The 12,734-nt window shown below is 59.9% G+C and carries 9 protein-coding genes and 1 pseudogene; 4 read left to right on the forward strand and 6 right to left on the reverse strand.

Annotated elements, in window-relative coordinates; genetic code table 11:
• Positions 1–180 precede the first annotated feature (180 nt).
• From xylF to FIV39_RS25035, 3 genes are read left to right on the forward strand one after another with little or no spacing between them, the layout of a single operon-like run.
• Positions 181–1,182, forward strand: a complete 1,002-nt coding sequence (xylF, locus tag FIV39_RS25025) for a D-xylose ABC transporter substrate-binding protein (RefSeq protein ID WP_090402512.1) — start codon at positions 181–183, stop codon at positions 1,180–1,182.
• A gap of 5 nt (positions 1,183–1,187) precedes the next feature.
• Entirely contained in the window at positions 1,188–2,732 is a 1,545-nt protein-coding gene (gene xylG / locus FIV39_RS25030; protein ID WP_186731559.1) for a D-xylose ABC transporter ATP-binding protein, read from the forward strand.
• On the forward strand, positions 2,733–3,869 hold the full coding sequence (locus tag FIV39_RS25035) for a sugar ABC transporter permease (protein WP_090402507.1): 1,137 nt from the start codon (positions 2,733–2,735) through the stop codon (positions 3,867–3,869).
• A gap of 156 nt (positions 3,870–4,025) precedes the next feature.
• Here FIV39_RS25035 and FIV39_RS25040 read toward each other — a convergent pair whose 3' ends face one another.
• From FIV39_RS25040 to FIV39_RS25060, 6 genes and pseudogenes are all read right to left on the reverse strand, one after another.
• Positions 4,026–4,946 carry a substrate-binding domain-containing protein gene (locus FIV39_RS25040; protein ID WP_090402505.1) on the reverse strand — a complete coding sequence of 307 codons (921 nt, stop codon included), beginning with the start codon at positions 4,944–4,946 and terminating at the stop codon, positions 4,026–4,028.
• 17 nt (positions 4,947–4,963) lie between these two features.
• Positions 4,964–5,677: a methyl-accepting chemotaxis protein gene (locus FIV39_RS34025; protein ID WP_390620716.1), complete on the reverse strand. Its 714-nt coding sequence runs from the start codon at positions 5,675–5,677 to the stop codon at positions 4,964–4,966.
• A gap of 144 nt (positions 5,678–5,821) precedes the next feature.
• Positions 5,822–6,949 (reverse strand): annotated as a pseudogene (locus tag FIV39_RS34030) (HAMP domain-containing protein); the annotation flags it as partial.
• Positions 6,950–7,236: 287 nt separating this feature from the next.
• Entirely contained in the window at positions 7,237–8,487 is a 1,251-nt protein-coding gene (locus FIV39_RS25050) for a glycoside hydrolase family 68 protein (protein ID WP_090402500.1), read from the reverse strand.
• A 251-nt stretch (positions 8,488–8,738) separates the two neighbouring features.
• On the reverse strand, positions 8,739–9,728 hold the full coding sequence (locus FIV39_RS25055; RefSeq protein WP_244176271.1) for a pectate lyase family protein: 990 nt from the start codon (positions 9,726–9,728) through the stop codon (positions 8,739–8,741).
• Positions 9,729–10,122: 394 nt separating this feature from the next.
• Positions 10,123–11,622, reverse strand: a complete 1,500-nt coding sequence (locus tag FIV39_RS25060) for a CoA-acylating methylmalonate-semialdehyde dehydrogenase (protein ID WP_090402496.1) — start codon at positions 11,620–11,622, stop codon at positions 10,123–10,125.
• A 108-nt stretch (positions 11,623–11,730) separates the two neighbouring features.
• Between FIV39_RS25060 and FIV39_RS25065 the strand changes: the two genes are divergently transcribed.
• Positions 11,731–12,669 (forward strand): LysR family transcriptional regulator, encoded by a 939-nt coding sequence (locus tag FIV39_RS25065; protein WP_090402494.1) that lies wholly within the window; start codon positions 11,731–11,733, stop codon positions 12,667–12,669.
• Positions 12,670–12,734: the final 65 nt, after the last annotated feature.

Raw genomic sequence — 12,734 nt, forward strand, 5'->3', positions numbered from 1 at the left:
ACCGAGGTGCCTGGGTTTGGGGCCGCTTCGCAGCCCAACGCGGGGCAAGCCCGCTCGCCACAACAAGCCCGCTCGCCACAAAAGCCCGGTTAGCCACAACACCCGGTTAGCCACAATTACAGTGTTCGCCTAGAGTCTTCACCCAGTGTCTTTCCAACAACAATAAAAGGACGCACCACCATGAAGTCATTCAAACGTACCCTGCTCGCCACCGCCCTGGCCCTGCTCGCACTGCCGGTGATGGCCGATTCCGCCCACCCGAAAATCGGTTTTTCCATCGACGACCTGCGCCTGGAACGCTGGTCCCGTGACCGTGACTACTTCGTCGCCGCTGCGGAAAAACTCGATGCCAAGGTCTTTGTGCAGTCCGCCGATGCCAACGAGCAGAAGCAGATCTCCCAGATTGAAAACCTGATTTCCCGGGGCGTCGATGTGATCGTCATCGTGCCGTTCAACGCCACCGTGCTGACCAATGCCGTCGCCGAAGCCAAGAAAGCCGGGATCAAGGTGGTGTCCTATGACCGCCTGATTCTCAACGCGGACATCGATGCGTACATCTCCTTCGATAACGAAAAAGTCGGCGAGATGCAGGCCAGCGGTGTGTTGCAAGCGGCGCCCAAGGGCAATTACTTCCTGCTCGGCGGCGCGCCTACCGATAACAACGCCAAGGTGCTGCGCGAAGGTCAGATGAAGGTGCTGCAACCGGCCATCGACAAGGGCGACATCAAGGTTGTCGGCCAGCAGTGGGTCAAGGAATGGAACCCCACCGAAGCCCTGAGCATCGTCGAAAACGCCCTGACCCGGAACAACAACAAAATCGACGCCATCGTCGCCTCCAACGATGCCACCGCCGGCGGCGCGATCCAGGCCCTGGCCGCGCAGAAGCTGGCGGGCAAGGTGCCGATCTCGGGTCAGGACGCCGACCTCGCCGCCGTCAAGCGCGTGATCGACGGTACCCAGACCATGACTGTGTATAAGCCGCTCAAGCTGATCGCCACCGAAGCCGCCAAGCTCTCGGTGCAGCTGGCGCGTAACGAGAAGCCCACCTACAGCTCGCAGTACGACAATGGCAGCAAGAAAGTCGACACCATCCTGCTCACCCCGACCCCGCTGACCAAGGCCAATATCGACCTGTTGGAAAAGGACGGGTTCTATACCAAAGAGCAGATCGGCGGGCAGTGACCGCCATGGCCGACTACCTGCTGCAAATGAACGGCATCGTCAAAACCTTTGGCGGTGTCAACGCGCTGAACGGCATCGACATCAAGGTGAGGCCGGGGGAATGTGTCGGCCTGTGCGGCGAGAACGGTGCCGGTAAATCCACCCTGATGAAGGTGCTGTCGGCGGTCTACCCCCACGGCACCTGGGAGGGGGAAATCCTCTGGGATGGGCAACCGCTCAGGGCTCAGTCCATCAGTGAAACCGAGGCCGCCGGCATCGTCATCATTCACCAGGAACTGACCCTGGTGCCCGACCTGTCGGTGGCCGAGAACATCTTCATGGGCCACGAGCTGACCTTGCCCGGCGGGCGCATGAACTACCCGGCGATGCTGCACCGCGCCGAAGCGTTGATGCGCGAGCTCAAGGTGCCGGACATGAACGTCGCGCTGCCGGTGTCGCAGTACGGCGGCGGCTACCAGCAACTGGTGGAAATCGCCAAGGCCCTGAACAAACAGGCGCGCCTGCTGATTCTCGACGAACCCTCCTCGGCCCTGACCCGCTCGGAAATCGAGGTGTTGCTCGACATCATCCGCGGCCTCAAGGCCAAAGGTGTGGCCTGCGTGTACATCTCCCACAAGCTTGATGAAGTCGCGGCCGTGTGCGACACCATCGCAGTGATCCGCGATGGCAAGCACATCGCGACCACCGCCATGGCCGACATGGACATCGCGCAGATCATCACGCAGATGGTCGGAAGGGAAATGAGCAACCTCTACCCCACCGAGCCCCATGCCATCGGCGAGGTGATTTTCGAAGCGCGCAATGTCACCTGCTATGACGTCGACAACCCCAAGCGCAAGCGCGTCGACGATATTTCCTTCGTGCTCAAGCGCGGCGAAATCCTCGGCATTGCCGGGCTGGTGGGCGCCGGGCGCACGGAGCTGGTGTCGGCATTGTTCGGCGCCTACCCCGGCCGCTACAGCGCCGAGGTGTGGCTCGACGGCCAGCTGATCGACACGCGCACGCCGCTCAAATCGATCCGCGCCGGGCTGTGCATGGTGCCCGAGGACCGCAAGCGCCAGGGCATCATTCCCGACCTGGGCGTGGGCCAGAACATCACGTTGGCGGTGCTCGACACCTACGCCCACCTGACCCGCATCGATGCCGAGGCCGAACTGGGCAGCATCGACCAGCAGATCGCGCGCATGCACCTCAAGACGGCCAGCCCGTTCCTGCCGATCACCAGCCTGTCCGGTGGCAATCAGCAAAAGGCCGTGCTGGCGAAAATGCTGATGGCCAAGCCCAAGGTGCTGATCCTCGACGAGCCCACGCGCGGGGTGGATGTGGGCGCCAAGTATGAGATCTACAAACTGATGGGCGCGCTGGCGGCCGAAGGCGTGTCGATCATCATGGTTTCGTCGGAGCTGGCCGAAGTGCTCGGAGTGTCCAACCGCGTGCTGGTGATCGGCGACGGCCAGTTGCGTGGCGACTTCATCAACGAGGGGCTCACCCAGGAACAGGTGCTCGCCGCCGCGCTCAGCCAAAATAATAACAATCGGAAAACCGCGTAGATGAATCAGGTCAAACAGCTGTTCACTCGCTATAAAATGCTCGCCCTGGTGATCGCCGTGGCGTTTATCTGGCTGTTTTTCAGCTGGCAGACCGAGGGCGGCTTCCTCACCCCGCGCAACCTGTCCAACCTGCTGCGGCAGATGTCGATCACCGGCATCCTGGCGTGCGGCATGGTGCTGGTGATCATCAGCGGCGAGATCGATTTGTCGGTGGGTTCGTTGCTGGGATTATTGGGCGGGCTCGCAGCGATCCTGGACGTGGTCTATCACATCCCGCTGCTGGCCAACCTCAGCCTGGTGGCGTTGTGCGGCCTGATGATCGGCTTGGCCAACGGCTATATGACGGCTTACCTGCGCATTCCGTCGTTTATCGTTGGCCTCGGCGGCATGCTGGCGTTTCGCGGGATTCTGCTGGGGATCACCGGCGGCACCACCATCGCGCCGGTGTCGCCGTCGCTGGTGTATGTAGGCCAGGGGTATTTGCCGCATGCGGTGGGGATCGGCCTTGGGGTCTTGCTGTTTGCCCTGACCCTGTTTTTGACCTGGAAACAACGGCGCAACCGCGCGCTGCATGGCTTGGCACCGCACGCCCTGATGCGCGATGTGCTGCGCGTGGGGGTGATCGGCGCGGTGCTCGCCGGGTTCGTCACCACCCTCAACAGCTACGACGGCATCCCCGTACCGGTGCTGCTGTTGCTGGTACTGCTCGGCGTGTTCAGCTACGTCACCAGCCAGACCGTGTTCGGCCGCCGCGTGTACGCCGTAGGCAGCAACATGGAAGCCACGCGCCTTTCAGGCATCAACGTGCAGGCGGTGAAACTGTGGATCTTCGGCATCATGGGCGTGATGTGCGCCCTCGCCGGCCTGGTCAATACCGCGCGCCTGGCTGCCGGTTCACCGTCTGCGGGCAACATGGGTGAACTCGACGCCATCGCGGCGTGCTTTATTGGTGGTACGTCGATGCGCGGCGGCTCGGGCACGGTGTATGGCGCGTTGCTCGGGGCGTTGGTGATCACCAGCCTGGATAACGGCATGTCGATGCTGGACGTGGACAGTTACTGGCAGATGATTGTGAAGGGCAGCATCCTGGTATTGGCGGTGTGGGTCGATGTGAGTACGCGCACGGGGCGGCGCTGACGCCCGTTCTCACTAACACCCCATAACCCTGTGGGAGGGGGCTTGCCCCCGATAGCGGTGGGTCAGCTACAGATAAGCTGGCTGACTCACCGCTATCGGGAGCAAGCCCCCTCCCACATTTGACTGCATTCCAAGGTTGGAGCGAGGTGGGCAGTCCTATTCAAACGCCTGCCGATTCTCCGGCGTGATCAACTTGAACGGCACCCACACCACCGTCGACTCCAGCACCTCGCCGCGAACCAGGCGTAGCGCGGTGTCCACGGCGCCACCGGCCTGGCCGGCGGCATCCTGGAACACGCTGACCGCCATCTTACCCTCAGCCATCAATTTCAACCCGTCCGGGGTGCCATCGATGCCGCCGACCCAATAGTCCTTGGCCTGCTTTCCGGCCTTTTCCAGGCCCATGATCGCGCCGATCGCCATTTCATCGTTATTGGCCGCGATGATCGAAAAATCGACGCCCTGCTTGACCCAGTCAATGACAATCGTGGCGGCCTGGCTACGCTCCCAGTTACCGACTTTTTTCTGTACGACTTTCATATCGGGGTATTTGGCGACGACTTTTTCCACGTCCTCGGTGCGCATCAACGAGGACGCGTTGGCCGGGTCGCCCACCAGAATCACCACGTTGCCCTTGTAACCGGCGCGACGCGCCAGCTCTTCCATCTGCAAAGTGCCCGACTCCAGCTCGTTGGAACCAACAAACGCGGTCTGCGCCGGCCACTTTTCCGGGCTCGGATTGCGGTTGACGAAGACCAGCGGGATTTTGGCGTCCGAGGCCAGCTGCATCATCTGCGCCGCACTTTTGCCGTCCACCATCGCGACGATGATCGCGTCCACCTTGGAATTGACCAGGTTGCGGAATTGGCGCATCTGCAAATCCACGCTGTCCTGCCCGTTCTCCATAAAGATGTCGACGTTCATGACACTGGCCTGTTGCTGCACCCCATTGCGCAGCAGGGTCTGGAAGTTATCGTCGTACTTTGCCATGCCCACACCCAGCAAGGGCGTATCGGCCTGGGCTGGGGCCGGAATGAACAGCGTCGCCCCCAAGGCGAGCATTAACCATGCTTTCATGTTCTGACTCCCGCGGCTCAAACGCTGAAATGATGGAGCAGCTCGCGCTGCACCTTGGCCATGTCCGACAGCTCGTGGCTGCTGATGGCGGACTGCTCGGCGCCATTTGCCGTCTGCTGGGCCGAATCGTTGATCTGGATGACCATCCGACTGGTTTCCTGCACCGTGGCGCTCTGCTCCTCGGTGGCAGCGGCGATCTGGATATTCATGTCGCGGATACTGTCGACCGAGTCGCTCATCGACAGCAGCAAGTCACCCGCGCCCGAGGCCAGGGACACGCACTGGGTGGACTGCGCCTGGCTTTCGTTCATCACGTGCACCACCGAGTGAATCTTTTCCTGCATGAGCCCGATCATGTCCTGGATTTCGCTGGTCGAGGTCTGGGTACGGCTGGCCAGGGAGCGCACTTCATCGGCCACTACCGCAAAACCGCGTCCCTGCTCACCGGCACGGGCCGCTTCGATCGCCGCATTCAGGGCGAGCAGGTTGGTCTGTTCGGCGATGGTGCGAATAGCGACAACAATGCCCTCGATATTCTGCCCGTACTTCTGCAACTCATCGGTCACCTGCGTGGCCTTGTTCACCTGGTCGGCCTGCTGGCGGATATTGACGATGGTCTCGGCCACGCGCGCCTGCACCTTGTGCGTGAGTTCACTGGTGTCGTCCACGGCCTGGCGGGTGTCCTGCGCGCGCCGGGCCACCTCTTCGACCGTGCTTTCCATCTGCGTCATGGCCGAGGCTGCCGATTGCAAGCGGTCCTTCTGCTCATCCACCACACGGGTGGTCTGCTCGCTGTTCAAGGCGTTGCTCCCGGCCGTCACGGCCAGCGCATCGGCAGAGCCGATCAATTCACGGAAGGTTTTGCGCAGGGCCGTGGTCAGTTCGTTCAGGTAACCGCCCAACTCACCGAACTCGTCTTTACGGCTGACATCGAAACTGACCCGCATGTCCCCCGCAGTGAGCGTCTTGAGCACTTCGCGAAACGCCGCCAGCGGACGCCGCAGGCTGAAGGCGACCCACGTACCAATCAACACCGCCGCCAGCACCGCAAGCACACATGCGATCAACAGCAAGCTGCGACTGGTGCCGATGGTGGCATTGGCCGACTGACTGGCCTGGTTGGCGACCTCCAGGGACTGGCTGCCGAACTCGCCAATCCTCTCCAGGGTGGTTTTCAGCGCCGCATCCACCGCATTGCGCTGCTGCTGCACCTGCGCGGCCAGTTTCGCCTCCACCTGATAAGCCTGGAACAGGCCGTCAGGGGCGGTCAGGTCAGTCAGCAGGCGATTGACCATGACGCCGGCGATCCGCCCGACCCTCGGGTCAATCGCCGTCAGGGCCTGGGCGCGGGTGCTGATCACTTCGTCCTGCAGATTGAGCACGCGCTGTAATTTATCAATGGCGGGCGTGACGGTATGAGCCGCGAAGCCATCGTAGGATTTGTTGACTTCCAACAGCAGCTTCTCCGCTGCGGCCACCTGTTGCGGTTCGTCGACACTGCGCGCATGCGCAATGTAATCACGCAAATAGCTGGTCAGCTGCATCGCCTGCGCACTGCTGTAGCCTTGCAGTTTGCGCGTCAGCGCCAACTGCTGCACATGTTGCAAGTGGGACGTCATCAACGCCTGCGCCTGTTCGGCGTAGGCCGCTACCTGTTGGCGCTGCTGCGCCAGGTTTGTCCGCAGCGCCTCATGCTCGCCGGTATAGGCAACCGTGCTGTCGAGCAATTGATTGAACTGGGCGATGCTCTCGGTAAACGGTGGCTTGCCGTCCTCGATCTGCTTGGGGTCGGTGCTGATCTGAATGGCCAGCAACGCCTGGTTGGCGCGCAGGATATGCACGTAGAGCTCACTGGCCGCGCGGCTCAAGGGGGCCGACTGGCCGGTGATAATGGTCAAGCGACTGCTGATGGACTGCGTGTTCTGATAGCTGATCCCCGCCATGATCAGCAATAACAGCACCAACACCGCAAATCCGCCGATCACACGTTGCAATATGGTCATGGCCACCCCTTTTGATTTTTATTCGTTGACCTGGGCGACGACCAGGCGTGCACCTACGAGTTCGGGATCGCTCGTGGTGCTAGTGCCTGTATCGGCTTGGTGGGCTGGGACTTGAGCGTTGAAGACAGGCTCAAACGCGGTCAAAAAAATGTGGGAGGGGGCTTGCTCCCGATGGCGGTGGATCAGTCGACATCTACAGTGACTGACACTCCGCCATCGGGGGCAATCCCCCTCCCACATTTGGATCGATTTACACCTGATGAATCAGGCTGGCTTTTGCACTGCGTTTACTGGCTCAACACCACATCCCGCATCGCCGGAATGTAACCGTAGTCGTAAGCCTCCTGCACAAACGAGCGAGCGCCCTTCAACACGATCCTGACCGTCGGCGCTTCAGTGCCGCCGATGCGGTAGTCATCGCCGGTGGTGGGCACGCTGTCGATAAACGACGTCACCAGGCCGTTGGGCATCACGCAGTGAGAGTACGTCTGGAACGGCTGCGAAGGCGGATTGCCAAGTACCAGCCCCGACGCATTCATCAGCGTATAGGGGCCGAACAGCTGATCGCTGACGAACCCATAGACGCCATCCGGCCCCGTCACGCCATCCGCATAGGTAAATTTGTGGCTGATGGTGAACAGGTAGTACTTGTTGTCCTGGAACACATAGTGCGGCCGTTCGGTCTGGTCGTTCACCCCGACGGCAGTCACCAGCGGCGGCAAAATCTCCCACTCGTCACCGTTGAGGTCTTTGGCAACCGCGATGCCAATACAGCCCACCTGATAACGCGCACCGCCCACATCTTCATGCCCTGGTGGCACCAGGCCTATTTCATTCGGGCCCACTTCGTGAGTCCCGCGCTCGCCGGCAACATTGCCTTCGAACACCATGTACAACTTGCCATCGACGGGATCGATAAAGGGGCTGGGATCGCGAAAGTTCCAGGTCGCATTCTGCGCTTCGGTTTGGTAGTAGGTGCCGTCGGCCTCGAACAACGACTTGACCTGATCAAAGCCCTGGAGGGTGACACCGGTGTCCGACGTGACAACCTGGCCCCTGACTTTGGCAATCGTGGCACCCGGTGTGACGCAGGTGTAGTACAGGTCGATGTCGCCGTTGTTATTCAACAGGATCGGTGTGCCCGCCCATTCACGGGTGGTCGGCGACACCCCTTCGGCCATGACACGGCCGCCGAAGATCCAGTCCTTGCCGGTGCGCGAGTACCAGTAGCAGATCCGCGCGTGACCATGGCGGTCTTCCCAGTCGCGCTTGATGTCGTAACGGCCATCGGCGTTGATGAATTGTGGGTCATGGGGGCGACGGTCGGCGGTCAGGGTGAAGATCACTGACCAGCCATTCACCGATACCACTGTGCCATCCAGTTCACGCAATGGCATGGTGTCCCAGATAAAGACCGTGTCACTCATGACAGGAAAGTCAGGACTCACTAACGGCTGGGTAGTCGTCGGGTCATTCTCATTAACTTTCAGCGCATCGGCCCGTGTCCAGCGAGTGGGTGTGTGATTCGCATGTTTCATGATGATGTCCTTTTGCTAACGCTTAAGTGATAAGCGAAGATTAAATAGCACCTGGCAGCCAGCAACTTAATACTGACTGAAAGAGCAAGAGATAGTTGGCTCTGCAAGTGCGCACCAAGGTTTAACATGGGCACTCGCTTATCGCAACATGAAGAATTATTTATACTACAAAGGCCATCACTGTATTTATATCCTTGATATAAATACAGTGGCACTTGCAATAAATGACAGCTCAATAGAAAGCTAGCTAATCAACTAACGAATACCAGCGCCGCCGCTTGTGCCCCGGCATTCTTCTGTGTGAAGTCCTTGGCTTGCGCCGCCGTCTTCAAGGTATAGGCGTAGTTGGAACTGGCCGTCCATTGTGCTTTGGGCGACTTCTGGTTGGTGATCGGCGGCACACTGTTAGTATCAGTAAAAGTACCGGTACCCTTATCATCCAACATGCCTTTGTTTTGGCTGCCTTCGCCAAAATAGTTGCTTTCAGACAGGATATTGGCGTTCTGCGCCAGGGTAAAACCGAGGTGGAAGTTATTGATGTAGTTGTTATACACATGGAAATAACCGTAACGCATCAAGCCGGGCGCACGCACTTCCATATTGTCGAAGCGGTTATGGCACACCGTCAGGCGCGGATAACCGTTGAACTCTGCCTTATTATCATCTGCCGGGTGACCGAAGATCAGCCCGTACTTGTGGCTGCCAAAGAAGCAGTTGCTGATGGTGGCATAATCAGCCTTTTCACCGATATACAGCAGTTTGTCTTCACTGCCGTCAGTGGTGGACCAGCTGTGCCCGACAAAAGAGCAATGGTCAATCCAGTATTTGCTGCCGTAGTTCAGATAGACCTGAATATCGTCATTGGCCTTAATACTCGCCGAATGCTTGAAGATAATATTCTGCAGAATAATGTTCTGCGACTGCGCGGTTGCACGCAGGTGAATATTCTCCAAAGTACGGTTCTGGAACGAACCGATCAAGGTCTTGTTGGCGCCCAAGTTGACTTTGGTCAGGCTCGACGCCGAGATATTACTGTTGATCACCAATACCCGTGGGGTGGTGTCGCCAATATTGGCCTTGAGTTGATCCAGGGTGGTGATACTGACCACAGGGCCGGACCAGCCGCCACTGACTTTTGCCGCGAGGGCGAAACCGGTCAAGCCGGTGAGTTTGCTTTCTGGGTACGACATGAGTTCCCTCTCTATCAATAAAAAACGGCTCGGTATAACGAGCCTGGGCATTAAGTTAATCCATTAACTTACACACGGTGTTTGGCATGGCTGAGGTTGCCGGGTTTGGTTGGTCAGCGCTTAAACACTGTGTTTATGTACAGTATTCTTGATTCGCTAAATCGTCAACCCTTACGCGGTCAAAAAAAATGTGGGAGGGGCGGTGCGACGATTCGACTTGCCCCCGATGGCGGTGGGTCAGCCACAAATGTATCAACTGACACCCCCTCATCGGGGCATAGGTATCTACACAACTTTCAGCGGTCTGTGGCTTGCTTTCGTGGCGGCCTTTGGGCCGCCACGGAAACAAGCTCCCTCACCACAGACCACTGAAAATTGTGTAGATACCCATGCTCATCGGGAGCAAGCCCCCTCCCACATTTTCCTTGCAGTGTTCTTCCAAGCGTTATTTGGACACCGGCATCGCAAACTCCGCGCCCTGCTCGATGCTCTCCGACCAACGCTGCATGATCGATTTCTGCTTGGTGTAGAAGCGCACCCCCTCAGTGCCGTAGGCATGCATGTCGCCGAACAGGCTCTTCTTCCAGCCACCAAACCCGTGCCAGGCCATCGGCACCGGGATCGGCACGTTGATGCCGACCATGCCCACTTCGATACGTCGGGCAAACTCGCGGGCAATGTTGCCGTCGCGGGTAAAGCAGCTGACGCCGTTGCCGAATTCGTGGTCGTTGACCAGCTTCACCGCTTCGGCAAAGTCATTCACGCGCACGCAGGCCAGCACCGGGCCGAAGATTTCTTCGCGGTAGATGCTCATCTCTTTGGTCACGTGGTCGAACAAGGTCGCGCCGAGCCAGAAGCCGTTTTCCAGGCCGGCTTCGGTAGGTACATAGTCACGCCCGTCGAGCAGCAGTTGTGCGCCGGCCTGCACGCCTTGCTCGATGTAGCCGCTGATGCGCTCCAGTGCCGCGCGGGACACAATCGGGCCCATCTCGGCCTTGAGGTCGCGGCCGTCGGTGATGCGCAGGTGCTTGGCGCGTTCGGTCAGGGCGGCGATGACTTTGTCACCGACATCGCCGACCAGCACCGCTACGGAGATGGCCATGCAGCGTTCGCCGGCACTGCCGTAGGCGGCGCCCATCAAGGCGTCGACGGTTTTTTCGATATCTGCGTCGGGCATCACCACCATGTGGTTCTTCGCGCCGCCCAGGCCTTGCACGCGCTTGCCGTTGCGCGCACCGGTTTCGTAGATGTACTGCGCAATCGGCGTGGAGCCGACGAAGCTCACGGCCTTGACGTCCGGGTGGGCGATCAGTGCGTCCACCGATTCCTTGTCGCCCTGCACCACGTTGAACACGCCTTTGGGCAGGCCGGCTTCACGCAGCAACTCGGCCATGAACAACGAAGCACTTGGATCGGTCGGGCTTGGCTTGAGGATGAAGGTGTTGCCCGCCGCGATGGCGATCGGGTACATCCACATGGGCACCATCACCGGGAAGTTGAACGGCGTGACGCCGGCCACGACGCCCAGGGGTTGGCGCATCGTCCAGTTGTCCATGCCACGGGAGACCTGGTCGGAATGCTCGCCCTTGAGCAGGTTGGGGATGCCGCAGGCGAATTCGAGAATGTCGATGCCACGGTCGACTTCGCCCTGGGCATCGGTGAAGACCTTGCCATGTTCAGCGACGATGATGCGCGCCAGGTCGTCCTTGCGCTCGCGCAGCAGGTGCAGGTATTCGAACAGCACGCGGGCGCGGCGGATGGGCGGGGTGTCGGCCCAACCGGCAAAGGCGGCCTGGGCAGCGGCGACGGCTTCGGACACGGTCTGGCTGCTGGCCAGTGCGACGCGGCCGGTCACTTCGCCGGTGGCCGGGTTGTAGACGTCCTGATAGCGATCATCGCGGCTTACGCGCTGGTCGTTGATGTAGTGCTCGATTGTTGTCGTCATGGCAGTCGATCCAGGTGGGTTGCGTTGGGACATACGATAGGCTTTCGATTTGTTCCAAACTAGAGCAGAATCCAGAACTGATTGTCCTTATAAGCGAACAATAGACACATGGAAAAATCCGAGATCGAAGGCCTGTGGACCCACATCCACTGGCTGTCAGTGCTGGAAGAACACGGCACCTACACCGCCGCCGCCGCGCGCCTGGGGGTGAGTAAATCTGCGGTCAGCCAGCGCATTTCCGACCTGGAGAAAGCCACCGGCACGCGGCTGGTGACGCGCACCACGCGCAGTGTGCGGCTGACCGACGCCGGACTGTCGCTGACCCGTGAAGTGCGCGGTGCCTATGAGCAAATCGCGCGCAGTTTCTCGTCGGTGCGCGATTCCACCGGGGAAATTCGAGGCCTGGTGCGCTTGACCGCGCCGGTAGCATTCGCCCGGCAACAACTGGTGCCGCACTTGTCGGAATTCCTGCAGCAGTACCCGCAGGTGCGCATCCAGCTGGATGTGTCGGATGCGCTGAGTTCACTGGCGGCCGAAGGCTACGACCTGGCCGTGCGGCATGGCTTCCAGGTGCCGGAAACCCACGTGGCATGGAAACTCTGCGACACCGGCTCGGTGCTGGTCGCCACCCGTGATTACCTGCAACGCCACGGCGAACCGCGCGAACCCGGCGACCTGTCCGCGCACAACTGCCTGTTCTACCCGCGCGGCACCGACCAGCCCGCGTGGACATTCGAGCGCGGCAACAAAACCGTGGAACGCCTCACCGTGCCCATCGCCGGCAGCTTCGCCACCAACAACAGCGAAGCCCTGCGCGACTCGGCGCTCAACCACTTGGGCATCGCCCTGCTCCCAGACTTCAGCGCCCACACCGCACTGGCCAGCGGCAAGCTGGTGCAGGTGCTCAAGGGCTGGACACTCAAGGGCGCGTTTGCCGATGAAATCTACCTGATCCGGCCGTACTCGCCCCATGTACCGAAGTCGGTGAGTGCGTTGGTGGGTTATTTGAAGGGCAAGTTGTCGGGTGGATTTCGGTTCGTAGTTTGAGGCACTGCACCCATGACTTTTTTGCACAACGCTCCGGTGTTTTTGAGCGTTTTGCTCTTATTTAT

The organism is Pseudomonas grimontii (assembly GCF_007858185.1).
Classification (GTDB): domain Bacteria; phylum Pseudomonadota; class Gammaproteobacteria; order Pseudomonadales; family Pseudomonadaceae; genus Aquipseudomonas; species Aquipseudomonas grimontii.